Here is a 26,263-nt window from a genome sequence, read left to right as displayed (position 1 = left end):
AATGGTAAGGAGATAAAAAATGAAAGTTGCAATTATAGGCGCAGGTGCTATGGGGAGTATATATGGAGGATTTCTTGCGGAAGCAGGGAATGAAGTATATTTCCTAGATGTTTATAAGGAACATGTAGATAATATTAATCGAGATGGTCTATGGATGGAAGGAACCAGCGGAGACAGATATATAAAAGGTATTAAGGCTACATCTGATCCAAATGAAGTTGGAGTAGTTGAGCTGGCTATAGTTTTTGTTAAGTCCACTATTACTGATATAGCAATAGCGCAAAACAAAGCTGTAATAGGAGAAGATACAATTGTTCTTACTTTGCAAAATGGGTTAGGTAATATTGAAAAACTGGAAACTATTGTTAAGAAAGAACAAATAATAACGGGAACAACTTCTCATGGTGCTAATTTATTGGGGCCCGGAAGAGTAAAACATGCAGGTCATGGAGCTACTGTTATTGGAGAATTGGACGGTAAAGTTACAGAAAAAATAAAAGGCATTGCAAAAGTGCTTGAAGATGCAGGGCTGAAACCTGTAAAAGTATCTACTAATGTTATGGGAATTATATGGGACAAGGTGCTTGTAAATGTTGGAATTAATGCTCTTACAGCTCTTACGGGATTAAAGAATGGACAGCTTCTTGAAAATCCCGAAACAGAAAATATTTTAGGAGAGGCTGTAAAGGAAGCTGAAATGGTTGCAAAAGCTGCAGGAATAAATTTAGCTACTCCAAATCCGGCAGATCACTGTAAGGAAGTTGCAAGAGTTACAAAAGACAATATTTCGTCCATGCTTGCGGATGTAAACAACAAAAGAAAAACAGAAATAAGCAACATAAACGGAGCTATTGTTAGAGAAGGGGAAAAATATAATATAGATACTCCTGTAAATAAGGTGCTTACTAATCTTGTTCTTATGAAAGAGAAAATGTATCAGATAAAGTAAATGAGTTTTTGGGAGCTGGATAGGCTCCTCTTATTTTGCAAAATAAAAAGGAAGATGTATTACCACCAAGAAAGCATTTTGTATAATGAAATTTAGATATTGACAATATAATATCAAACAAACCATTGATAAATAAGCAAAAAATAAAATATAAACAACTATATAACTGTTGACATTTTTATAAAGAGTATATATAATAATTGTCAGAGGTAATACCACGTAAGAAAAACAAATTTTGCGTTTTCAAAATATTTTATGTAGAAAAGCAGTTTAACGGCAAAGGAAAACGATTAATTTCGTTTAAATAAAATATAAAAGGAGATATTAAAATGAAAAAGAAAATGACAATCATGGACTTCAAGAAATTTAAAGAAGAAGGTAGAAAATTTTCATATGTAACGGCTTATGATTATACAACTGCTTCTATTGTTAATGAAAGCAATTGTGAAATAATACTTGTCGGAGATTCATTGGGTATGATAATGCTTGGATATAGCGGAACAACACCTGTTACGATGGATGATATGGTTCACCACATCAGACCTGTTGTTAAAGGAGCACCGGAAACATTTATAGTTGGAGACATGCCTTTTGGATCATACAATGTTAGCAAAGAACAGGCGATCATGAGTGCGAACAGGTTAATAAAAGAGACAGGCTGCGATTGTGTTAAGCTTGAAGGTGGAGTTGAAATGGCTGATACAATAGCTGCAATGGTTAAAGCAGGAATTCCTGTTATGGGACACATAGGACTTACTCCTCAGACAGCAACTTCTTTGGGCGGTTTTAGAGTTCAGGGCGGAACACCGGAGTCAGCTGCAAAATTAATCGAAGACGCTAAAGCCCTTGAAAAAGCAGGCTGTTTTTCAATGGTATTGGAATGTGTGCCAAAAGGAGTAGCTAAAACATTGACAGAAGCTATAAAAATTCCTGTACTTGGTATTGGAGCTGGACCTTATGTTGACTGCCAGGTACTTGTTACTCAGGACTTGCTGGGAATGTACGGCGATTTCAAACCAAAATTCGTAAAATTATTTAAAAACATAAGAAAAGAAATGGTAGAAGGATTAAATGAATTCCACAAAGAAACATTGGAAGGAACTTTCCCATCAGCTGAATATAGCTTCAATGCAAAAGTTGAAGGCTATGAGCTTGATACATTATACGGCGGAGGTAATTCCAAAAAATAATAAAGTACCTAAACAATAAAAATCTATAGTAATGGAGGATTTATGGCTCAAAAATATTTAAGTGATATAGAAATAGCACAGCAAGCAGTGCCAGAAATAATTAACAACATATCTGATAAAATGGGAATACCAGATAAGTATGTTGAAAATTATGGTAAATACAAAGCTAAAATTGATTACAGATACTTGTTGAACGATTTGAAAGATAAAAAAAATTCGAAACTGATTTTAGTAACTGCAATTAATCCTACACCTGCTGGAGAAGGAAAAACAACAACAACCATTGGATTGGGAGATGCTCTTTCAAAACTTGGTAAAAAAACGATAATTGCCCTTCGGGAGCCTTCATTAGGTCCGGTTTTCGGAGTTAAGGGAGGAGCTGCAGGAGGAGGTTATGCACAGGTTATTCCAATGGAAGACATAAACCTGCATTTTACCGGAGATTTTCATGCTATAGGAGCTGCAAATAATCTGTTGGCTGCTATGATTGACAACCATATACATCAGGGAAATAAATTAAATATTGACACAAGAAGAATAGTATGGAGAAGAGCTGTTGACATGAATGATAGGCAGTTGCGCCACATAGTCGATGGTTTAGGTGGAAAAAGTGAAGGTGTTACAAGAGAAGACGGGTTTGATATTACAGTGGCTTCTGAAGTAATGGCTGTATTCTGTCTTTCAAACGACATCTCTGAGTTAAAGAAAAACCTTTCTAATATAATTGTTGCTTATACAAGAGATGGACAACCTATTACGGCAGGACAGCTTAAAGCTCAAGGTGCAATGGCTGCATTGTTAAAGGATGCGCTAAAACCCAATCTTGTACAAACTTTGGAAGGAACTCCGGCATTCATTCACGGCGGACCATTTGCAAATATTGCTCACGGATGTAATTCAGTTATTGCGACAAAAATGGCAAGTAAAATCGCAGACTATACTATAACGGAAGCAGGATTCGGAGCAGATCTTGGTGCTGAGAAATTCATTGACATTAAATGTCGCAAGACAGGTTTAAAACCAAACGCTGTTGTAATAGTTGCAACAGTAAAAGCGTTAAAATATAACGGTGGGGTTCCTAAGACAGAGTTAGGAGAAGAAAACCTTGATGCTCTCGAAAAGGGACTTCCAAATCTTCTTAAGCATGTTGAAAACATTACTCAGGTGTTCAAACTTCCTGCGGTGGTTGCAATAAATAAGTTTCCTACAGATACAGAAGCTGAACTTAATCTTATAAAAGAAAAATGTAAAGAGCTTGGTGTAAATGTGGCACTTTCCGAAGTCTGGGGAAAAGGGAGCCAAGGCGGAATAGAGCTTGCTCAGGAAGTGTTAAGACTTTCCGATAAAGAAGGCTCAATGGAATTTGCATATGAATCAAATGCTTCCATAAAAGAAAAAATAAGAGAAATATCAAAAAAATTATACGGAGCAGATGATGTTGAGTTCTCTTCTAAAGCAAATAAGGAAATAGCAAATTTTGAAAAACTTGGTTTTGGAAATCTTCCGATATGCATGGCAAAGAATCAATATTCATTGACAGATGATCCTAAGGTTCTTGGGAGGCCAAAAGGATTTAAGATTACAATAAGAGACATTACAATTTCTGCAGGAGCAGGATTCTTAGTTGCTTTAACAGGCGATATTATGAAAATGCCAGGACTTCCAAAGGTCCCTGCTGCAGAAAGCATAGACGTAGACATGGAAGGAAAAATAATAGGATTGTTTTAATGCTAAAAGGCTGCAATGCAGCCTTTTAACAAAATTTCAGCAAAGGAGTTGTTGTTTTGAGCAATGCTTGTTTTACGCCAAAAGAAACTTCTGAAGTTCTGATTACATCAGCACAGAATAAAGTAGCTATGACTACTCGAAAAAGATTGATTATGAGTATAATGGCAGGACTTTATATTTCCTTGGGAGCGCAAGGGTTTATGGCTTCATATGACAATCCATTTATAAGAGCAGCCGTTTTTCCGGTTGGATTGATGCTCATTGTGCTTGTAGGAGGAGAACTTTTTACCGGGAACTGCCTTATGACATTTGCTTATCTTCAGAAAAAAATTACGCTTAAAGATTATATGTCAAGTCTAATGCAGGTGCTTATTGGTAATTTCTTGGGAGCACTATTAGCGGTGGCGCTTTTGTATGCAGGAGGAGTGTACAATAACACTTTTCTTTCGGAAACCATAGTAAAAATAGCTAATTCAAAGTTATCGCTTACATTTATGGAGGCAATGTACAAGGGAATTTTGTGTAATATTTTGGTTGCACTGGGTGTGTGGTTTGCCACAACTGCAAAAGATACTACAGGTAAAATATTGGGATGCTGGTTTCCTATAATGCTTTTTGTACTTAGCGGATATGAGCATGTTGTTGCTAACATGTTTTATCTTCCAATGGCTGCAATTTTTGACCATTCTATAACATTGTCGAAAATATTTGCTGCTAATTTTATTCCTGTAGCAATAGGCAACTTTATTGGAGGAGGAATTTTTGTTCCAGTCATGTACTTCAGAGTTTACCATAAGTAATATGAGGGAAATGCGCTAGAAAAATTATATTACTTAAATTAACTTAAAAAATATTTTGTTATTTAACAGGAGGGTGAAATGTCTGTAGAAACAATAAGGATGGTAGGAAAACCCGTTGCGGATTTTTTAAAAGAAAATATAAAAGAAAGAGTTTCAAATTTAAAGGAAAAAGGGATTGTTCCAAGAATGATTATTATAAGAGTTGGAGCAAGGGAAGATGATGTATTTTATGAAAGAAGTATTTTAAAGAACTGCAAAAATCTCGGTATTGATGGCATTGTAAGTGAACTTCCAGCGGATGTTTCAACAGAGGTGCTTAAAAATACTATAGAGGATGCAAACAACAACAGTGAAATTCACGGCATAATGCTTTTCAGACCTCTTCCAAGCCATTTGGATCAAGAATATATATCAAACATCATAGATCCAAGAAAAGATGTTGACTGCATGTCGCCATTAAATATGGAAAAGATTTTTGAAGGTCACAGCAAAAGATTTGCACCATGTACTCCAAAGGCAGTTGTAGAAATGCTTAAATACTATAAAGTTCCTCTTAAGGGAGCAAACATAGCTGTTGCTGGTAGAAGTCTTGTTGTAGGAAAACCACTTTCAATGCTTCTTTTAGATGAAAATGCAACAGTAACTATTTGTCACTCAAGAACAGGCAACATGAAAGATGTGACAAAAAATGCAGATATTGTTGTTGCTGCAATTGGTAAGGCAAAGTTTATGAATGAAGATTACTTTACAGAAAATACAGTTGTTATAGATGTGGGAATAAACGATGACGGCACAGGGAGCATATGTGGTGACGTTGACTACAGCAGCACATTTGGTAAAGTCAAAGCAATAAACCCTGCAGCAGGTGGCGTAGGAACTATAACTACTACAATTCTTCTCGATCAAGCGGTTAAAGCCTGTGAAATGTTAACAGTGAAATAAAGCATCAAAATATACAAGTGTAAATTAGGTATAAAAATATATTAAATATAAATTAGAGTAGAAACCAGTGCGTTAAGTACCGAAGGATGGGAGGTTGCCTTCGGGCGAGAAGCTATTAAGCTTGCGGTACAGTTTCGCATCCGCTATTTATTTGCTTCTTTCGTAGTTGGAACATGAAAGGAGATTTATGAACAAAATATCATTAAAAGAATTAAAATTCGATTCAAATTCCGTTGCAATGGCAGGTATGTTTGTTGCTATGGAAATAGTTTTATCAAGATTTTTTTCAATTTCAGCTTGGAATATCAAAATAGGCTTTGGCTTTGTTCCTGTTGTAATAGCTGCAATGTTATTGGGACCTGTTAAGGGTGGAATAGTTGCGGCTTTAGGGGATTTTTTTGGAGCTATTTTATTTCCCATTGGAGCATATTTTCCTGGATTTACCTTAACGGCATTTGTTACGGGAATTGTATACGGTGTTTTCTTGCATGAGAAGCAGTCTATCGCAAGAATTTCAGTTGCAATTGGAATTAATCAGCTCGTACTGAGTTTGCTTTTAAACACATTTTGGATATCCATATTGTATGGAGCTCCTTACAAGCCTTTGCTTCTTACCAGGATGATGCAGTGTGTTTTTTTAATACCGGTGCAGCTTGTTACAATATTTGTGATTTCGAAATCTGCAATAAGAAAATTGGCTTTTCAAGTTAATAGATAAATTTGTGATATTATGATTGCAGCACAAATTTCTTAATATATTTAATTTATGACTTACCTATAAGGTAAGTTTTTTATTTTTTGTATTTTCTTTAAGATTTTTAATGGTTATAAATATTGCGGGTCAGAATCATTCTTGACCTGAGTAACCATATGAGTTAATATATAAAAGATTTGAGTTATCTAATAAATCTAGACTCTGGGGAGGAAACATGGCGCTTGAAAATCATAAGGATTACAGTTTAGAAAAAAAGAGACTTAAGGAAACGGTAGAATATATAGAAAATATTATTGGTGCATCCCAGCAGAATAAGGATTTGTACAAAAACGAAATTAAAGATGCTTATGCTAATTTGGATCCAACTGACAGCAGTTTAAGTTATGTATCAATAATGCTTCACACAAGACTTCTTGACGAGCTTGAATTGAATTTTGACAGATTGGAAAAATCAAAGGAAAAGCCCTACTTTGCCAGAATAGATTTTAGGGAGGACGGCAAAGAAAACATAGAAAAATTTTATGTAGGAAAGCTGTCGCTTTTAAGACCTGATTGGGATATTCCCATGATACTTGACTGGCGTTCACCTTTGGCCAGCGTATACTATGATGGACGATTAGGAAATGTAACCTATGTCAATGACCTAGGTGAAGATATGAAAGGTGAGCTTCTGTTAAAAAGGCAGTATGAAATAGAAAATTGTCACCTTAAAGGTATAATGGATGTGGATATAACAGCCACAGATACTTTTTTGCAGGCATCTTTAGGTGAAAACAAAGATAATAGACTAAAAGATATTGTTTCTACAATTCAATCTGAGCAAAATGCCATAATAAGAGCAGACATAAATAAACCGCTAATTGTTCAGGGGGTGGCAGGAAGCGGTAAGACTACTATTGCTCTTCACAGAATTGCTTACTTAATTTACACTTATGAAAGATCATTTCATCCTGAAGAGTTCATGATTATTGCACCAAACAGGTTATTCCTTAACTATATTTCAGGCGTTTTGCCGGAACTTGGGGCGGATAGCGTAAAGCAGACTACATATGCAGATTATGTTTTTGAACTTATTGGAAATAAATATAAACTTACGGATTCAGAAGAAAAACTTCTTTTTCTGATTAACAAAAAACAAGAAGATGCAAATGAAGGACGAGAAAAAGGGCTTGCTGTAAAAACTTCAGCGTTTAAGGGATCACTTGCATTTAAAAACATTATTGCAAGGTATGTTAATGAAATAGAATTAAGTTGTATTCCTCAGGAAGATTTTATGCTTGAAGGTCACAGGCTTATGAGTGTTAAAGAAATTAAGAGCGTTATTTTAAGAGATTATAGGCATCTTCCTTTGTACAAAAGATTTCAACAGCTGGAAAAACATCTAAGGTTCAGATTGGATAATGAAAAAGATTCAATATATGATGAAGAAAAGCTTTCCTACGACAGGAAGATTGAAATCATAAGGCACAATGAACCGGAAGGCGAGGAGAGAAGGCTTGTTATAGTTGATCTTCTTAACTTAAGAGATGCTGCACTTGAAAAAGTCAAAAAAGAAATAAAAATTGCCGTAAAAAGCTATATGAGCAGATTTATTGAAAAAGATTTGTTTGATTGTTATAAGGGGATTGTAACAGAAGGAGAAAAACTTATAGAGTTAAGTTTGGGAAAACTTAGTGAAGAGCTTGCGTTTTTTACAGCAGACTATTCCAAAAAAATTCTTGATAGTGGATGTATAGAACTTGAAGACCTGGCGCCGCTTCTGTATTTGAAACATAGATTGATGGGATTTGATGAAAAAGCTGATATAAAATATGTTGTAATAGATGAAGCTCAAGACTTCAGCCTCTTTCAGTTTTATGCCCTTAGAAAGATTTTTAACACTGAATTTTTTACAATTCTTGGAGATTTGTCTCAGGGAATTCATTCATATAGGAGCCTTAAAAATTGGAAATCAGTGCAGAGCAAAATATTTGAACAGAATGGACAATATCTCACACTTGAGCAAAGCTACAGAACTACCATAGAAATTATGGATTTGGCTAATGAAGTAATAAAACTTGTTCCTAATGATGAACTTATAACTGCAAAGCCTGTAGTTCGACATGGGGATATTCCAAGTATTATGAAGTTTAAAACAAAAAAAGAACTTTTAAAAGAAACATGCCAAAAAGTTCTTGAGCTTATTTCTCAAGGTTATAAATCAGTAGCAATTATAGGAAAAACTCCGAAGGAGTGCAGTGCAATTCACAAAGAGCTTAAGAAGAATGAGGAGCTTGATATAAAGCTGATTGTAGGGAAGGAAGAGGAATATGACAACACAATTGTAGTTCTTCCTTCATATTTGTCAAAGGGCTTAGAATTCGATGCAGTAATAATTGTAAATGTTGATGACGAATACAGCGAAGATGAGCTGGACCTGAAGCTTTTATATGTTGCAATGACAAGAGCTCAACATAAGCTATATGTATACTTTAAGGAAGGTAACAACAGTCTTTTGGAAAGACTAGGCAGCAACCAACAGTCACAATAGGATGTCAGGTTGTGTTAAGATAAAAAGCTGCAGCTTTATGTCTTATGCTGCACCTAATAACGCAGGTGAAGAGCGGTCGATTACCTGTTTGCAATACTTTTGTTGTAGTCATTTAATTTACGGTATAAAGTCCTTAGACCCATTCCCAGCTCTTCTGAAGCAAGAGTTTTTCCTTTAACATCCCAGCCGTACCTGTCTATTGTTTCGATTATTATTTTATGCTCGTTTTCTTTTATAGGATTTACGGCGGCAGATGTATCTGCTTGTTTATCCTCGTAGAAGTCAAGCGGCAAATCCGCCGGTGTGATTACTTCTTTTTCGGTTATGTTTACACAATATTCAACTACGTTTTCAAGCTGTCTTATATTGCCGGGCCAATATGAATTGTTCAGTATATCATATACTTTGTTGTCAAAACCCAATATTTGTTTTTTTAATTTTCTATTATAAAATTTCAAAAAATCGTTAGCTAATATGCTTATATCTTCACGTCTTTGCCTTAGAGGAATTAGTTTCATAGGTATTACATTCAGTCTGTAAAACAAATCTGAACGGAAGCTTTTTTTTTTTATCATTTCTTCAAGGTTTCGATTTGATGCTGCAATTATTCTCACATCTACATTTATAGGAGTGATACCTCCTACTTTTTCAAAAGTTGATTCCTGTAAAACGTTTAAAAGTTTAGCTTGCATGTTTATGGGAATTTCACTTATTTCGTCAAGAAAAAGCGTTCCTTCATTTGCAAGTTCGAACTTACCGGGTTTTCCGTACTTGCTTGCACCGGTGAAAGCTCCGGCTTCATATCCGAAAAGTTCACTTTCAAAAAGATTTTCTGGTATGCTCGTACAGTTTACAATAATAAAAGGTTTATTTTTTCTTTTGCTTTCATAGTGAATGGCCTTGGCAAGAAGCCCTTTTCCGGTTCCTGTTTCGCCGGATATAAAGACGGTTGAAGGGCTGTTTGCTATTTTTTTAATAGTTTTTTTTATGAGCTTAACATGTTCGCTTTTACCTTTAATGCTGTCAATGTTATAAGGCTGGTCATTTTTAATGTTTAAATTAACGCTATCTGAGAGAATGGCTTTGTTGTAGTTTATTCTTATAGCAGTTCCGACAGATACATCATTGTTTCTTAGAGGAGTTGAAAAAACTCTGACAGGAGAATCGTTAATTTTAACTTTATAATTTGATATTGACCTTCCGCTTAAGATGACCGAGACTACATTGTTTGGAAAAAGCTGATGAATATTTTTGGTGTTCATACCGCAGGATGCAAAAAAATCAAGTGCTGCGGCATTTATTATTTCAATGTTTCCCTCTGCGTCTGTAGTTATAAACCCATCTTCTGACAAATCAAGTATTGTGGTTAGAGATGATTTTGAGGCTGTAGAATCAAATGCTTTGTATTGCTGCATTATAAAAAGCGACAGAAGGTGTGCGAATTGCTCGATAATATTTGTGTAGTAGTCGATATTGTTGACAATTCTGTCATGGCTTTCCTTGGAAAATGAAGTGAAAGAAAGTACTCCAAGGGGTTCTGTGTTAACTGTAATGCTTTTTAGTATTTCAATTGTTGAAGGACAATTATCTTTAAATCTGCATCCCAAGCAAGCTGCCATATGACCGGGATTATTTACTGTCACATTTCCTTTCATTATTACTTCCTGAATGGAAGGAGAATGAACAACGCGCCCTTTGATTCTCAAATAGGATTCGGTGCTTATAACTAAATTGCTTTCGGTATCAAAAACAGCATAGTCAATATTAAAGATACTTTTAATTATGTTTAAAATATTTTTTATTTCATTTTCGTAATTATATAAGTTTATCATAAGTCCTCCTATATATTTAATTAATTATATAACTAATTGACATATGAATCAATAAAATTGACAAAAATGGCAAGAAAACATTATCTTAAGAATAATTTTTATAATAATAAATTTAAAGCAGTTGTGTAATTAGAGTAGTTTTATTTTTTTTATTTATAATGTCAATATTGGCACAATAAATGCTATTATTATAGTAAATAAAAATAGGGGGGTCAAAAATGTTGGTAAAAAAAGATTTGCTGTCATTAGAAGGTAAAGTTGCAATAATAACAGGTGCGGCATCAGGAATTGGACTTGGCTCAGTTGAACTTCTTTCAGCTTACGGCGCTACAGTTGCAATGGTCGACATAAGTGCGAACGGCGAAAAAGAGGCTAAAAGGTTAATGGATGCAGGAAGAAAAGTAGAGTTTTTTAAATGTAATGTAACAAAATCCGATGAAGTCAAGAATACAGTTGAATCTATACTTAATCAATTCGGACATATTGATATATTATTCAATAATGCAGGTGTTACCGTAAGGAAAACAGTTGTTGATCTGGAAGAGAAAGAATGGGATTTTGTTCTTGGCGTAGGACTTAAGGGAACGTTTCTATTTTCTAAATATGTAATTCCGCACATGGCTGCAAACGGAGGCGGAAGCATTATTAACACAGGATCAGGTTGGGGTTTGAAAGGTGGAGATTTGGCAGCAGCATATTGTGCAGTTAAAGGGGGAATTGTTAACTTAACTCGCGCAATGGCTATTGATCATGGACATCAAAATATAAGAGTTAACAGTGTTAATCCAGGTGATACTGATACAGCGATGCTTAGAGATGAGGGAGTTCAAACAGGAGTAGTTAAAGATTCTGCTTCTCAGGAAACTTATCTTAGAGATTGTGGTATAGAAAGGCCTCTTCAAAGAATAGGTATGCCTGAAGATATAGCAAATACAGTGCTGTACCTTGCAAGTGATTTATCGAGCTGGGTAACCGGAGCGGCAATTGTTGTAGACGGAGGAGGATTAGCTTAATTTAACATAATAATAATTTGGAGGTTAAAATGACAATAAGAGGATTTAAAAACCATCCCTATATTCCTAATTCAGTTCCTGAAATAGAAGATGAAATGTTAAAGGAAATAGGACTAAATTCAATTGAAGAACTTCATGAGGATGTTCCTGATGAAATTAAGTTAAAAGAAAATTTGAATTTTCCTGAAGCTTTAGGTTCTGAGTATGAACTAAAAAGACATATTGAAGGTATTTTAAATAAAAATAAAAACTGCTTGGAAAATTTGAACTTTCTCGGCGCTGGCTGCTGGCAACATTATGTACCGGCAATATGCGATGAAATAAACGGAAGAGGAGAATTTCTAACAGCTTACGGTGGTGAGCCCTATAACGATTTTGGAAGATTTCAGGCGCTGTTTGAATATCAAAGCCTTGTAGCCGAGCTTGTGGACATGGAAGTCGTTAATGTTCCAACTATGGACTGGACTCAGGCTGCAGCTACTGCAATAAGCATGGCTTCAAGAGTTGTGGGAAAAAAACAGGTCCTTGTTCCGAGGTTAATGGATAGAGAAAAACTAATGGCTATTAAAAATTACTGTGAACCTGTTCTTGAAATAGTTGAAGTTGATTATGACAAAAAAACAGGATGCATGTGTATGGATGATTTAAAAAAGAAAATCTCCGACAAAACTGCTGCAGTATATTTTGAGAATCCTTCTTACCTTGGATTTATTGAAGTAAACGGACATAAAATTTCAGATATAGCTCATGAATTAGGAGCATTAAGTGTCGTTGGTGTTGATCCAATATCCTTGGGAGTTATTGCCCCGCCTCCGTCTTATGGTGCAAATATAGTTTGCGGTGATTTACAGCCTTTAGGAGTACATATGAATTATGGCGGAGGACAATCAGGATTTATGGCTACAATGGACGAAGAAAAATACGTTATGGAATTTCCTTCTAGGTTATTCGGAATCGCTTCAACTAATGTTGAAGGTGAGTATGGGTTCGGAGACGTTGCATATGACAGAACATCATTTGGTAATTACAGAGAAAATGGCAAGGAATATGTGGGAACTCAATCAGCTCTTTGGGGAATTACAGCAGGTGTATATCTTGCAACAATGGGTCCAAAAGGCATGGAAGAAGTAGGACAGACAATTATGCAGAAATCTCAGTATGCTGTACGAAGATTAAATGAACTTGATAATATTAATGGAAGTTATTTTGATTCGGTATTCTTTAAAGAGTTTGTAGTTGACTTCAGTAAAACAGGAAAATCTGTAAAAGAAGTTAACAAAGCTTTGCTTGAAAAAGGAATATTTGGCGGAAAAGATTTGTCTGAAGATTTTCCTGAACTCGGTCAATGTGCTCTTTACTGTGTAACAGAAGTGCACACTAAGACTGATATAGATAAATTAATTACAGCTCTTGAAGAAATAGTTCTTTAATCTTAAGAAAGCGAGGAATCAATGTGAAAAAAATAGATAGAAGTTGTAAAGTCAGAAAGAATTTTCACCAAGCAAAATGGGATGAAGCAATAATTTTTGAACTAAGCCAAAAAGGCGAAAGGGGTATTCTTGTTCCAAAGGCTGAAACAAAAATATCGGAAAAAGTAGGAGACGGAATATCCAAGCTGCCGAAAAACATGAAAAGAAAAACTGTTTTGAATCTTCCTGAAATGTCGCAGAACAGAGTCTTGAGACATTACACAAGGCTTTCTCAGGAAACTTTAGGGGCAGATGTAAATGTTGAAATAGGACAGGGAACATGCACAGTTAAATACAGCCCCAAAATAAATGATCAGCTTTCAAGAATTCCAAAAATGGCAGAACTCCATCCTCTACAGGACGAATCTACAGTACAGGGCATACTTCAAATTATGTATGAAACGGATTTATACTTAAGAGAAGTTTCGGGGATGGATCGAATTACATTCCAACCAGGTGGCGGAAGTCAAGGAGTATTTACAATGGCATCTCTAGTGTATGCATACTATAAAGAAAAAGGCGAGGAAAATCAGAGAAACGAAATAATAACAACGATTTATTCGCACCCTTCTGATGCTGCAGCTCCACATGTTAAAGGATATAAAATAGTATATATTCATCCGGATGAAAATGGATATCCTGATTTTGAAGCATTTAAAGCAGCCGTAAGCGACAAAACAGCAGCATTTTTTGTGGCTAATCCAGAAGACACAGGCGTTTACAATAAGAATATTTTAAAATTTACAAAACTTGTTCATGAGCATGGCGGATTGTGTGGATATGATCAAGCAAATGCAAATGGATTATTGGGAGTTACAAGGGCCAAAGAAGCCGGATTTGATATGTGCTTTTTTAATCTTCACAAAACGTTTTCAACGCCGCACGGATGCGGAGGACCTGCTGTTGGAGCAACAGGAGTTTTAAAACATATTGAAAAATATTTGCCGGCTCCGCTTGTTGATTACGATGGAGAAAAATATTATTTGAATTATGAAATTACAAACAATCCTTATTCAGTAGGAAAAATCCGATCTTTCAATGGTGTTGCACAGGTTGTATTGAAAGCATATGCTTGGATAAGATCTCTGGGACCTGAAGGGTTGTACCAGGTTGCAAAAACTGCAGTGCTTAATAACAATTATCTGTTTAAAAAACTAATGGAGCTTCCATATGTTGATGCACCGTATATTAAAGGCAAACAGCGTGTGGAGCAGGTTAGATATACTCTTGAAAAATTATACAATGAAACAGGAGTGTCAACTGCTGATGTTCAAAGAAGAATGATGGATTTTGGAATGCATTATTGGCAGAGTCATCATCCATATTACATACCTGAGCCAATGACATTAGAACCGACTGAGACTCCGTCCAAAGCTGATTTGGATGAATATATTGAAACACTGAAATTTATATTCAATGAAGCCTATACAAATCCTGAAATAGTAAAAACAGCACCTCATCAAAGTGTGTGTCATTATATAGATGAATCTGGAATGGATGATCCTGAAAAGTGGGCAGTAACTTGGAGAAGCTATCAGAAAAAATTTAAATAGTTTTTCTAGGTTGTTTATAATGAAATTTCTGTAGGGATGTATTAATTATTTTTAAATCCATTCCTGCAGAAGCACTGTTAATTTGTGCTTAAAAAAAATAAGGACTATAGAGTGATGAAAAAAATAGGATTAATAATTAATCCCATAGCAGGCATGGGGGGGAGTGTCGGGCTTAAGGGGACAGACGGATTGGCACATGAAGCATTAAGGCTTGGCTCCATACCTAAAGCGTTAGATAAAGCAAAAGTGTTTATTGAGAAAATTAGTGGACTTGAAAATCTTGTGGAAATAGTTACTTGTTCCGGCGATATGGGAGAAAATGCTTTAAAGAAGTACAATTTTAATGCCAGAATAATTTATTTTCCAAGAAGTGAAAATACAACATCTAGTGATACTGTTGAGGCCGCCAGAATTATGAAAAACGAAGATGTTGATTTATTAGTATTTACGGGGGGAGATGGTACGGCAAAAAATATTTACGAAGGAGCGGGTGAGAGTACTACAGCAATAGGAATACCGGCCGGTGTAAAAATTCATTCATCCGTATTTGCAAAGACTCCTGGCAGAGCCGGAGAACTGGCAAAATTGTTTATTGAAGGTAAAACAACCCTTACCAAGGAAGCTGAAGTTCTGGATATAGATGAATGTGAATATCGCAAAGGCAATGTGAATACAAGATTGTTTGGGTACTTAACGGTACCGGTGGAAAGAAAATTCATGCAGAATAAAAAAGCTCCGTCGCTAAAGAGTGAAAAATCCCAGCAATATGAAATTGCAAATGAAGTTATTAGGGATATGCTTGAGGACGAATATTACATTATTGGACCGGGGTCGACAACACGTGCAATAATGGAAATATTGGGGCTTAAGAATACATTAATAGGAGTTGATTTAATATATAACAAAAAATTAATTGAAAATGATCTGTCTGAAAATCAAATTTTGAAATACATATCATCTAGTCCGGCTAAAATAATTATTACTCCAACTGGTGGGCAAGGTTATTTACTTGGCAGGGGGAACCAGCAAATCAGTGATAAAGTAGTTAAAACTGTGGGGAAAGACAATATAATTATAATAGCTACAAAAGATAAAATAGCTAACTTAAAAGGAGAACCGTTGCTTTTGGATACAGGCAGCAATGAAACAGATGAAATGCTAAAGGGGTATGCAAAAATTATTACAGGCTTCAGAGAAACAGTTATTTATAAAATAAATTCATAATATATCAAAAAATTGCTGTCTGAATTTATTTTAATTAGTTGTAATGGTATATAAAGAATAATGAATGCAGCCCTATTGAAAACGTTAACAAACAACATTATGTTTTGCTGAAATAATAAAAATCATCTCAAAACTTTGCATACTTAATTTGTTTATGTTAAAAAATTTATGGAGGGTTATATGAATAAAAATGAAAAGAAATCTGAAAGCGCTTTAATAGCAGCGATCAAATTTTTACCATTATTAATACTTGCTTTATTGGTAATTATTTTCGAGATGGATTTGCTTATTGCAGCTCCAATAGCAACTGTTTTTGCTGTATTGGTAGCTATGTTTTCAAATAAATTCACCTTCAAAGAAGTTTTTGATAGAGGTCTTAAGAGTGCCAGCAATATAACAATAGTATTTTTTATTTTGATGTTTGCATATGGCGTTGCTGAATGTTTTATGGCAACAGGCGTGGGTGCTTCTGTTATCAATATTGCTCTATCATTGGGCATATCAGGGAAAACAGTGGCAGTTATAGGATTTTTAGTTACTTGTGTATTATCAATAGCTACAGGAACATCCTGGGGAACTTTCGCAGCATGCGCTCCTATATTCTTATGGCTTAACTATATTGTAGGGGGAAGTGAAATATTGACACTTTGTTCTGTTGCAGGTGGCTCATGTTTTGGTGACAATATAGGTCTTATATCTGATACTACAGTGCTAAGTTCAGGCTTGCAGGATGTTGAAATAATTCACAGAGTTAGGCACCAGGGTGTTTGGTCATTGTGTTGTTTAGTTATTTCAGCTGTTATAATATTTGTGTTAGGCATGGGGCTTTCAGGTGTTTCCGGAGATCCAAGGCAAGCAATAGAATCAATCCCTCCGGAAGCATATGAAGCGTTGGCTGAACAGAGACCTTCGGCAATATTGCTTCTTGAACAAGTTAAAACAGGAGTACCTGTTTATATGATAATACCGCTGGTTATTGTTGTAGGTATGGCATTTGCAGGAATACAAACAATGATATGTCTTGGAGCAGGTATGATTTCTGCGTTAATATTTGGTATGATTGCAGGTACAACAACTGTAAGCCAATGGTTAAATGATTTGCTTCTAGTGGGATTTGGAGATGCAGGTGGATGGTCAATAGTAATGATGATGTGGGTATCTGCTTTTGGAGGTATTATGAACGGTATGAATGCTTTTGAACCTCTAGCAAAATTAATTGTTAAAATGTCCTCCAGTGTAAAACAATTAATGGGTTGGTGTGGTGTTCTATGTATAACAGGAAATGTTGCGTTGTCGGATGAAACCGCAGAGATAGCAACAATATCGCCTATAATTAGAAACATAGTAGAAGAAAATGTGGAAGGTACTCCGGATTCTATGTATAAGTTGAGATTAAGACTTGCTACATTTGCAGATGCCATGGGAGTTTATGGCTCTCAATTAATTCCTTGGCATTGCTTTCCGGTATTCTTTACAGCAATAGCCAATGCTGTTTATCCTATAGCTAATTTTACTACTATAGATGTTATGAGGATGAATGTTATGGCATTTGTTGCTGTAGGCTCTATGTTAATATTAACATTTACAGGACTAGACAGGTTTATACCACTGTTTAAAATACCTTCGGAACCTGAGGTGAAACTCAGAAAAAAAGGCAAAGAGTTGAGGGTTTCTGAAGAGGTATAAATTCTAAAAAAAGCGTGAACCATTTTTACGGCGAAATATTATCTATTAGATATATGTCTTAGTTTTATAACAGATATGTAAAAAGTCATAAGCAGCATCCAATTATTAAAATACTACTGGATGCTGCTAAAATTATTGCTTAATAAAGAAGGATCTGTTGTCAATGGCTCTCATAGTAGCAAGTATTCCATCTAGGTGATCATATTCATGTTGCAGGAGTTCAGATAAATCTCCTTCTAAAACAATTTTACGCTCATTCCATTCCATATCACGATATTTGATAAGACATTTTTGATGTCGTTTAACCTTTACCAGCAGATTTGGAAATGACATGCAATCATCCATGACTTCCATCTGTTCTTCACCTATTGGTTCAAGAACCGGGTTGATGAAAACTGTCGGTTCTTCGATGTACATGTACAGTATTCTTTTTTGAACCCCTATTTGAGGTGCCGCAATCGCTCTACCGGCATTATATTGATTTCGAAACGCAATCAATGTATCATGTAAATCCTGAATGATGAGTGAAAGATTAGGCAACTCTGATTTTTCAACAGGTGTGCTGACCTCATATAATTTAGGATTTCCTAACAGTAAGATTTCTTTCTTCATAATCTTCCTCCTAGATATGTATTTATATTTCTTCCATTAGATGGCTTTTATAGCCGTCTCCAAATACTTCGTTTGCACTCGATACTATGAAGAATGCGTTTATATCCTCTTCTTTTATAATTTCTCTTACTTTTGTATAATTATACTTTCTGCATACACACATAATAACTTTTTTATAATTTTGCATGTATGCCCCCTCAGCTTTTAGGTAAGTGATTCCTATATCTATTTCATCAAGAATTCTTTTAGCTATTTTTTCTTGGTTATCACTGATTATATATAATAGTTTCGCACTGTCTCCTCCGTATAGGACAGAGTCCAAAACAAAATTACTGACAACAATAGTAATGGCAGCATATAAGGCAATTTCAATATTTTTAAATATAACAGCTGCTGCAGAAACTATAATTGCATCTGTAACAATAAAAATAGTACCGCTTTTTATATGCTTGTATTTTTGCCTTAAAGCTCTGATAATTATATCAGTACCTCCCGTGGTTGCTCCTTGCCTGAATACTATGGCCATTCCCATAGCCATAAGAGATCCGCCTGCAACACCGGACAGCAACAAATCATCTGTTAAAACGCCATATCTAACTATTATATATGCATTAAGCATATTAATAAAAAATGATGAAATAAATGTAACATATATAGTTGATAATATAAATTTAGTTCCGAATTTCCACCATCCAAATATTAGAATTGGAAGATTTATCAGAAGAACCAAAGTACCTGTTTTTAAGCTTGTTAAGCTGCTTATTATTATTGCAATTCCGGTAGTTCCCCCTGGAGCGAGATTGTTTGGGTCTAAAAATACTGAAATCCCCATAGAATATATAAGCGCTCCAAAAGTAATTAATACAATTTTAATTAACACTGCTTTTAGATTAATATTTTTTTCCATATAGAACCTCTTTTATTAATATATATAATAAATAATATACTAAATTTGAAAGTAAGGCAATGCATTAGTACAAAAATTTGATAGTAAATTTGATAAATTGTTATAAATGTTAATAAAGCAACCCTATTACAGTAGATAATTAAACGTTGGAAGGAAGCGTATTACTTTTATGTTGGATAGCATTTATATTAAGTGAAAACTGGATTGAAATTTGTTTTTGCGGTATAATATGATTATGTAAGCATGAGGGGCAAAAAATTGTAACCATATGGATAGTTTACTTGTTATAAGAGAGATTAGAGACTAGTTTTAATCATGAAATAGATTAGAATTCCACTTTGAAAATGCTGTGTTTTTTGTGTAAGAATTGTGATTTTAATAAATAGGAGGGAAATAAAGTGAATAATTTTATTGAAATAAAACCTGAAGAATTAAACAACAGTCCATTTAAGATGATAGGATCTGACTGGATGCTTGTAACGGCTGAAAAAGATAGCAAGATAAACACTATGACAGCATCATGGGGAGGCCTTGGGGTAATGTGGAACAAGGACGTATCATTTATAGTAATACGTCCTACAAGATATACTAAGGAATTTATAGATAATTCAGATAGGTTTTCGCTTGCTTTTTTTAATAATAGTTTTAAAAAACAACTGACTTATCTTGGTACTGTATCAGGTAGATCCGAAGATAAAGTGTCAAAATCAGGCTTAACCACTGAACATTTTAATGGTACACCATATTTTAGTGAAGCTGATACAGTAATAATATGTAAAAAATTATATTCTCAAAAATTTGGCTCCGAATTTTTCATAGAAAACTCTCTTGACGAAGTAAATTATCCTAATAAAGACTATCATACACTTTACATATCGGAAGTTGAAAATATTTTTGTGAAAAAAGATAAATAAAAATTATATTAATAGTTTTGTAAAATTACTAAACACAGCATTTTTATATCTCTATAACATCTTTCATAGTGTATAATCCGGGAGCTTTTCCTTTTAAGTACAATGCGCCTTCACAGGCTCCTCTTGCAAAGCATTCCCAATTGTGTGCATGATGGGTAATTTCAAGGCGTTCACCCATTAATCCAAATATAACCGTATGGCTGCTCGAAATGTCTCCAGCTCTAACTGAATGGTAGCCTATTGTTCCGGGAATTCTTTCACTCGAACCTATGCGTCCGTTTACAGCAATATCGCTTAGTTCTTTGTTCATGGATTTAGCTATAACTTCTCCCATTTCTTTTGAGGTTCCGCTGGGAGCATCTTTTTTATACGCATCATGCATTTCAATTATTTCTATGTCAGAAGAGTTTCCGATGGTTTTAGCCGCTGTTTCCAGCAATGCATTCATCAAATTTACTACTCTTGATGTGTTGGAAGCATGCAGCAACGGAATTTTTTTCGAGGATTTTTTTATTTTATCAATCTGCTCCGATGAGAATCCTGTAGTGCCGCAAACAAGAGATTTACCCGCTTCAATACACTTATTAAGTACATTCATTGATAATTCTGCGTTAGAAAAATCAATCACCGCGTCACATTTTTCTATAACATTTTCTAAATTATCAACTACTGGTGCACCTACTGTTTTTCCGATGCCCGCTGTTGTTCCGATATCTTTACCTATGTAATCTCTGCCTTTAGGGCCTAGACCTGCTATTATTTCAAAATCAGTATTTTCCGATGCTACTTTGGTAATAAGTCTACCCATTTTTCCTCTTGGTGCAACAATTATTATTTTCATAATTCCTCCACAAGTCTTTTTTTTTATTCTACCATCTATTTCTAATATTTTCAATTTTTTAAAGCATCTTAATTATTTTTTTGCTATTACGTAGTAAAAGACTTAAGTTGAATTTTAATAATAGTGTAGTATAATATCGCTATGAATATGTCCGTATGTAGGCAAGAATGTATTTATTACATGCTTACAGTATGTTTTTGACGGATGTATAATATTTATAAAATGGGATAAGTAGAGGCTATAGAGATGTTTATTAGGATATTACTGTATTTATTTATGTATTCGTTTTTGGGATGGTGTGCAGAGGTGATTTATGCTGCACTTAAGGAAGGAGAATTTGTAAATAGGGGGTTTCTGAACGGACCAATTTGTCCTATTTATGGCTTTGGTGCTGTTGCTGTAGTTGTAATTTTAAGACCGTTTCACGATAACTTATTTATCTTGTTTGCAGGATCGATTGTTGTCACCAGTTTGATCGAACTAATTACCGGATTTGTTCTTGAGAAGGTTTTTAAGCACAGATGGTGGGATTATTCTGATGAAAAGTTTAATATAGGAGGATATATTTGTCCTATTTTTTCTTTAATGTGGGGAATTGCATGTCTGGTTATAGTGGCTTATATTAACCCTATTATAGTGGATGTGGTAAACATTATACCAGAAACAGCCGCTAAAATTATTCTGACAATACTTATGACTTTATTTACAGTAGACTTTATAGCTACAACAGAAACAATTTTAAAGATGAATAAAAGGTTAGAACGAATAGAAGAATTAACTGGCTTGATTAGGAGAGCTTCTGATGATTTGGGAGAAAATCTTGCAGGCGGCACAATAGCATTAATGAAAAGAAAAGAAGAACTTGAAAAAGAGATAGATCAAAAGAGAAGTGCTGTAGAAGAAGAATTGGCAGAGATAAAGCAGGCACATATGGAAATTATGAAAAATAGAGAACAGTATCTTATTAATTTGAAAAAGGCTTATAATGAAATTTTAGAAGCAAGGTTTTTTGGTCACAAGAGGATATTAAAGGCTTTTCCGGGTATAAAGTCATCAAGGCATAAAGATGCGATGGAAAAATTGAGAAATCATTTATTAAGAAGCCATAGAGGAGAAAAAATAAATGATAAAATGAAATAATCGATATTATAAAAATTACCAATTAAAATTGCTTTTTACTTGTATATATGTTAAAGTAATAAAAATATATTTTTTGGTGAACTCTGTTAAGCAAATGTTTTGCTTGACACAGTAAGTGGAGAAAAAATGGAACATATTTCTATAAATGAGATAAAGGATAAATTGGACTTTTTTAGTAAAATGTATGATTCGGTGCGTCTTGTGGACCCGGTAAATAAAAGAGTGGTGGACTGCAGGGATGCTTCTCCGGATGATAAAAAAGAAATCTGTTACGATTATTGGGGAAATGGAAGAATTTGTGACAATTGCATATCTGTCAGAGCGCACAATGAGGAAAAGAGCTTTTTTAAGTTGGAAAAATCTATGGAAACAATTATGCTTGTGACGGCTATACCTGTTGAAAACAAAAGTAAGCCTGTTGTTCTGGAGATGATGAAGAATACTACAGACAGTATGATGGTTGGAACCGGAAATTATAGTGAAGGTGAATTATTGAATCGCTTTGTGCGTGAAATTAACGATATTATTGTGAGAGATTCTCTGACTTCTCTTTATAACCGTCGATTTGTTGATGAGCGTCTTCCGGTTGATATTATTAATTCGACATTAAAGGATCAGCCGCTTTCGGTTTGCTTTATAGATATGGATAATTTTAAGATGTTAAATGACCTTAATGGTCATGAAGCAGGCGATTGGGCTATGAAAGCTGTCGCGAGCGTTATTATGAAGCATATACGTTCAGAGCATGATTGGGCAGCCAGATACGGGGGAGATGAGTTCCTTCTTTGCTTAAATAATACTGATGAAAAGCAGGCCCATACAATACTTGAGCGCATACAGTGCGGAATTGAAAAAATACCAATGAAATTTAATTTGGAAAATACCAATCTTTCTATTTCATTTGGTATTGAAACAATGAAAGATGTACCAAGAACAGCCGAAGAGCTTATACGGCTTTCGGACAAAAAAATGTACAAAGATAAAAAAAATAAACAGCAAGAGAATTGATGGTACTAAAAAGCTGCATTTGAATGATGAGCCGACCCCCAAAAGTTAGACCGAAAATCTAATTTTTGGGTCACATCATGATAGCAGCTTTTTTTATTTTATACATTTATATAATATATTTAATAGTTTTTTTGTCGAATATATTGGCTATTTCTTTTTCAAAAAATATTTTTATATTTTTTATTTGCTCTTTTGAATATACATATTTCCCATATCCAAACTGTCCGTATTTGAATGTTCGGCTCTCGTCGTTCATAGGTAAGGTTGTTTCAGGGAACGTCTTTAATATTATATTTTTAGCACTTGTTGTATATCTGTGTGAAATCACTTCAAATGTTAAGGGATATTCAGTTACATTAGGTAAGCTGTCCCTTATTTTTATCAACAAGCTTCTATAGTCATCCTCCCAATTATCATATAGAAATACAGGAGCTATAATAAATCCAGCGGGATATCCTGCATTAATAACTTTTTTGCACGCTTCAATCCTTTTTTCCAATGAGGGAGTTTTATTCTCATAGTCGTTTATAACTTTATTGGTATTTAAGCTGAATCTTATTTCTGTTCTGCCTCTGTGGTTTAAATTAAGAAGAGTATCTATGTCAGTAAATTTTGTTACAAATCTGAACCTTCCATGTTCAATGTTGCTGAAAAATTCAATAGCTCGTTTGAGAGAATTTGAATACGGTTCAACAGGCACAGGATCAGAAGTAGCTGATCCTTCAAATATTGTTTTTTCTGGAAGCCTTTCAGTTATGTAGTTTTGCGCTGAAGAAAGTATGTCATCTAAATTTACATTTATTTTCATATAAGGTCTGTCACCAAGACGTGTATGTAGATAGCAGTATTCACACTGACCGGTACATCCGGATAGTAAAGGAAGTTGATAATTGGCTGAAGGTTTGCATGATTGAAATTTCATACCTTTTGTTACTCCTACAACTAATGTTTTTTTGCCTTCTCTATAAAAGTCATATGTGTTTTTTCCGGGGATGTTTTCTTTAAATTTATTATTTTTTAAGTGAATTAGATCTACTTTAGTATTGTGTTTAAAATAATTGTATATATTTATTCCGGTTTCATATTCCAAAGCATTTTTTTCAAAAAGTATTCTTTTAGGTATAAACATGTTTTCTCCAATAGATCGTTTTTAATATTATGTCAGATGTGTTGATTTATATGCAGGCAAAAATATGTAACATTTAAATTTCCGTGTTATTTAATTTTATAAGTTAGTATGAGATTGTATCAATACACTAAGAAAGTCGCCGCATAATAAAAAATATTGAGAAATAATCTTAAAATTGTCGGCAATAAAATAAAGAGTTTAAGAGCCTGAAGTTTATCTTCAGGTTTAATTTTTTAAATTATTTTTTGTAATATATTTTTGCATATTTTGGAATAAAGATATTTGTCGGGGCATATAAATTAATTGTATACGAAAGTGCATATTTAGCAGGAGGAGGGATTATTATCACTAATTTAGATATATATGAGGATATCGCAAAGAGAACAAACGGCGAGATATACTTAGGTGTAGTGGGTCCTGTAAGGACAGGCAAATCAACTTTTATAAGAAAATTTTCCGAAAATGTAATGCTGCCTAATATTGAAGATGAATATATAAAGGAAAGAGCAAAAGATGAGATGCCTCAAAGCGGTACAGGCAAGACAGTAACAACAACTGAACCTAAGTTCGTACCGGGAAATGCAGTAAAAGTTACATTTAAAGACAATATTAATGCAAAATTAAGGTTAATAGACTGCGTAGGTTATATGATTCCAGGAGCCATAGGAAACATGGAAGGCGAAGTGCCGCGGATGGTAAGCACTCCGTGGAACGAAGAACCTATTCCTTTTGCAGAAGCGGCAGAAATAGGAACAAGAAAAGTTATTAACGATCATTCCACAATCGGAGTACTTGTTACAACAGATGGGAGCATAACGGATATTAACAGAGATAACTACATTATGGCAGAGGAAAGAGTAGTTAAAGAATTAAAAGAAATAAATAAGCCTTTCGTTATCGTTTTGAATACTACACATCCTATAAATGAAAACACTCAGGCCTTGGCGGTGCAATTAAAAGAGAAGTATGATGCCCCGGTTAAGATATTGGATTTGATGAATCTCAATACGGAAGATATCGACGGTGTTCTGGAAAATGTTTTGTATGAATTTCCTATTAAGGAAATTAATGTTGAACTTCCAAAATGGTTTGATGGACTTACATATGATTATTCGTTAAAAAAGGACTTGATCGGTACATTAAAAGATGATTTCGAAAATCTTTATAAATTAAGTGATTTTAATGCAGATGAAATATTTTCTACTGAAAATGACTTTGTTGAAGATTTCTTTGTGAAAGATATTGAGCTTGGCAACGGAAGCATTAACATGAGAATTGATCTTGACAATTCATACTATTACAAGGTAATAAGTGAGTTGTCCGGCGAGGAAATAACCGGAGAACATCAAATATTGAAGCTCATAGGAGATCTGTCAAAAGCAAAAGATAATTACAAAAAAGTTGAATCTGCAATTAATGATGCTAAATCAAAAGGTTATGGATATGTTTCTCCAGGAATAGCTGATATGGTAGTTGATAAGCCGGAAGTATTTAAAGAAGGTAGTAGATACGGCATTAAAATCAAAGCTCAGGCTCCGTCACTTCATATATTTAATGCAGGAATAAATACAGAGGTAGCTCCTATAATAGGGAACAAAGCTCAAAGCGAAGATTTGATGAACCATATGGTTGAACAGATGAAGGATAATCCTCAATGCATATGGGATGCAGAGATATTCGGAAAGACCATGTACAGTCTGGTTGATGAACAGCTTGAATCCAAACTTACCGCAATGCCTGAAAATGCAAGAAAAAAACTTAAAAAGACAATTGAGAAGATTGTAAATGACGGCTCAGGAAGTATTATTTTCTTGATAATTTAAAAATCAAAAATTTATTTAAGAGATCCTTTCGTGCTTACAGAATTCCATGAAACTAGTGAAATTCTGTGAGTATAGACGAAGAATCTCTTTTTTTGTTGTTAATTATATGAATATGTCATTTTAAACAAAAATTTTTCGCATAAAGTTGTAATATTATTTGAAAATAAGCATATATAGCTTGCAAAAACGTTGAAATTTATGTTATAATGTGCTAACAATCGGATTAAAATATAATCTGTATAGAGTAAAATTGGAGCT

At 34.3% G+C, this 26,263-nt stretch carries 21 protein-coding genes and 1 riboswitch; of the genes, 16 read left to right on the top strand and 5 right to left on the bottom strand.

What is annotated here, in order from left to right; translation table 11 throughout:
• The first annotated feature begins 19 nt into the window (after nt 1-19).
• The 7 genes from ACS3UD_RS06860 to helD all read left to right on the top strand — a co-directional run bounded on the left by ACS3UD_RS06860 (nt 20) and on the right by helD (nt 8,854).
• Nucleotides 20-949, top strand: a complete 930-nt coding sequence (locus ACS3UD_RS06860) for a ketopantoate reductase family protein (RefSeq protein ID WP_213924126.1) — start codon at nt 20-22, stop codon at nt 947-949.
• A gap of 329 nt (nt 950-1,278) precedes the next feature.
• Entirely contained in the window at nt 1,279-2,139 is an 861-nt protein-coding gene (panB, locus tag ACS3UD_RS06855) for a 3-methyl-2-oxobutanoate hydroxymethyltransferase (protein ID WP_308137188.1), read from the top strand.
• A gap of 42 nt (nt 2,140-2,181) precedes the next feature.
• Nucleotides 2,182-3,867 carry a formate--tetrahydrofolate ligase gene (locus tag ACS3UD_RS06850; protein ID WP_308137189.1) on the top strand — a complete coding sequence of 562 codons (1,686 nt, stop codon included), beginning with the start codon at nt 2,182-2,184 and terminating at the stop codon, nt 3,865-3,867.
• A 56-nt stretch (nt 3,868-3,923) separates the two neighbouring features.
• The gene (locus ACS3UD_RS06845) at nt 3,924-4,667 is read left to right on the top strand and encodes a formate/nitrite transporter family protein (RefSeq protein ID WP_308137190.1); all 744 of its coding nucleotides are present in this window, start codon (nt 3,924-3,926) and stop codon (nt 4,665-4,667) included.
• 78 nt (nt 4,668-4,745) lie between these two features.
• Nucleotides 4,746-5,609, top strand: a complete 864-nt coding sequence (locus tag ACS3UD_RS06840; protein ID WP_308137191.1) for a bifunctional 5,10-methylenetetrahydrofolate dehydrogenase/5,10-methenyltetrahydrofolate cyclohydrolase — start codon at nt 4,746-4,748, stop codon at nt 5,607-5,609.
• A 51-nt stretch (nt 5,610-5,660) separates the two neighbouring features.
• Nucleotides 5,661-5,757, top strand: a riboswitch (THF riboswitch).
• Nucleotides 5,758-5,796: 39 nt separating this feature from the next.
• The gene (locus ACS3UD_RS06835) at nt 5,797-6,327 is read left to right on the top strand and encodes a folate family ECF transporter S component (protein WP_308137192.1); all 531 of its coding nucleotides are present in this window, start codon (nt 5,797-5,799) and stop codon (nt 6,325-6,327) included.
• 211 nt (nt 6,328-6,538) lie between these two features.
• Nucleotides 6,539-8,854: an RNA polymerase recycling motor HelD gene (gene helD, locus ACS3UD_RS06830; RefSeq protein ID WP_308137193.1), complete on the top strand. Its 2,316-nt coding sequence runs from the start codon at nt 6,539-6,541 to the stop codon at nt 8,852-8,854.
• Between the two features lie 80 nt (nt 8,855-8,934).
• Here helD and ACS3UD_RS06825 read toward each other — a convergent pair whose 3' ends face one another.
• Nucleotides 8,935-10,686, bottom strand: coding sequence for a sigma-54 interaction domain-containing protein (locus ACS3UD_RS06825; protein WP_308137194.1), 1,752 nt, complete (start codon nt 10,684-10,686; stop codon nt 8,935-8,937).
• Between the two features lie 218 nt (nt 10,687-10,904).
• Between ACS3UD_RS06825 and ACS3UD_RS06820 the strand changes: the two genes are divergently transcribed.
• From ACS3UD_RS06820 to ACS3UD_RS06800, 5 genes are all read left to right on the top strand, one after another.
• The gene (locus tag ACS3UD_RS06820; protein ID WP_308137195.1) at nt 10,905-11,699 is read left to right on the top strand and encodes an SDR family NAD(P)-dependent oxidoreductase; all 795 of its coding nucleotides are present in this window, start codon (nt 10,905-10,907) and stop codon (nt 11,697-11,699) included.
• A gap of 29 nt (nt 11,700-11,728) precedes the next feature.
• The gene (gene gcvPA, locus ACS3UD_RS06815; RefSeq protein WP_308137196.1) at nt 11,729-13,129 is read left to right on the top strand and encodes an aminomethyl-transferring glycine dehydrogenase subunit GcvPA; all 1,401 of its coding nucleotides are present in this window, start codon (nt 11,729-11,731) and stop codon (nt 13,127-13,129) included.
• Between the two features lie 23 nt (nt 13,130-13,152).
• Nucleotides 13,153-14,721 carry an aminomethyl-transferring glycine dehydrogenase subunit GcvPB gene (gcvPB, locus tag ACS3UD_RS06810; protein WP_308137197.1) on the top strand — a complete coding sequence of 523 codons (1,569 nt, stop codon included), beginning with the start codon at nt 13,153-13,155 and terminating at the stop codon, nt 14,719-14,721.
• Nucleotides 14,722-14,835: 114 nt separating this feature from the next.
• On the top strand, nt 14,836-15,945 hold the full coding sequence (locus ACS3UD_RS06805; protein WP_440977766.1) for an ATP-NAD kinase family protein: 1,110 nt from the start codon (nt 14,836-14,838) through the stop codon (nt 15,943-15,945).
• Between the two features lie 180 nt (nt 15,946-16,125).
• The gene (locus ACS3UD_RS06800) at nt 16,126-17,631 is read left to right on the top strand and encodes a Na+/H+ antiporter NhaC family protein (protein WP_308137199.1); all 1,506 of its coding nucleotides are present in this window, start codon (nt 16,126-16,128) and stop codon (nt 17,629-17,631) included.
• A gap of 132 nt (nt 17,632-17,763) precedes the next feature.
• On the opposite strand, the gene ACS3UD_RS06795 is transcribed toward ACS3UD_RS06800, so the two are convergent.
• Together ACS3UD_RS06795 and ACS3UD_RS06790 are read right to left on the bottom strand one after the other, a co-directional pair.
• A complete protein-coding gene (locus ACS3UD_RS06795; RefSeq protein ID WP_308137200.1) occupies nt 17,764-18,243 on the bottom strand; it encodes a peptide deformylase in 480 nt (159 codons plus the stop codon).
• A 22-nt stretch (nt 18,244-18,265) separates the two neighbouring features.
• On the bottom strand, nt 18,266-19,150 hold the full coding sequence (locus tag ACS3UD_RS06790; protein WP_308137201.1) for a YitT family protein: 885 nt from the start codon (nt 19,148-19,150) through the stop codon (nt 18,266-18,268).
• A 398-nt stretch (nt 19,151-19,548) separates the two neighbouring features.
• On the opposite strand from ACS3UD_RS06790, the gene ACS3UD_RS06785 reads away from it, so the two are divergent.
• Entirely contained in the window at nt 19,549-20,064 is a 516-nt protein-coding gene (locus ACS3UD_RS06785) for a flavin reductase (RefSeq protein ID WP_308137202.1), read from the top strand.
• A 43-nt stretch (nt 20,065-20,107) separates the two neighbouring features.
• On the opposite strand, the gene dapB is transcribed toward ACS3UD_RS06785, so the two are convergent.
• A complete protein-coding gene (dapB, locus tag ACS3UD_RS06780) occupies nt 20,108-20,905 on the bottom strand; it encodes a 4-hydroxy-tetrahydrodipicolinate reductase (RefSeq protein WP_308137203.1) in 798 nt (265 codons plus the stop codon).
• 246 nt (nt 20,906-21,151) lie between these two features.
• On the opposite strand from dapB, the gene ACS3UD_RS06775 reads away from it, so the two are divergent.
• Nucleotides 21,152-22,045, top strand: coding sequence for a putative ABC transporter permease (locus tag ACS3UD_RS06775; RefSeq protein ID WP_308137204.1), 894 nt, complete (start codon nt 21,152-21,154; stop codon nt 22,043-22,045).
• 126 nt (nt 22,046-22,171) lie between these two features.
• Nucleotides 22,172-23,053 carry a GGDEF domain-containing protein gene (locus ACS3UD_RS06770; RefSeq protein WP_308137205.1) on the top strand — a complete coding sequence of 294 codons (882 nt, stop codon included), beginning with the start codon at nt 22,172-22,174 and terminating at the stop codon, nt 23,051-23,053.
• Between the two features lie 106 nt (nt 23,054-23,159).
• On the opposite strand, the gene splB is transcribed toward ACS3UD_RS06770, so the two are convergent.
• Entirely contained in the window at nt 23,160-24,182 is a 1,023-nt protein-coding gene (splB, locus tag ACS3UD_RS06765; protein WP_308137206.1) for a spore photoproduct lyase, read from the bottom strand.
• 302 nt (nt 24,183-24,484) lie between these two features.
• Between splB and spoIVA the strand changes: the two genes are divergently transcribed.
• Nucleotides 24,485-26,005, top strand: coding sequence for a stage IV sporulation protein A (gene spoIVA / locus ACS3UD_RS06760; RefSeq protein ID WP_440977765.1), 1,521 nt, complete (start codon nt 24,485-24,487; stop codon nt 26,003-26,005).
• The last annotated feature ends 258 nt before the right edge of the window (nt 26,006-26,263 follow it).

The organism is Sedimentibacter sp. LTW-03 (assembly GCF_052059825.1).
GTDB lineage: Bacteria > Bacillota > Clostridia > Tissierellales > Sedimentibacteraceae > Sedimentibacter.
Note: the sequence above shows the minus strand (reverse complement) of the source record. Positions and strands in the feature narration are given on the sequence as shown.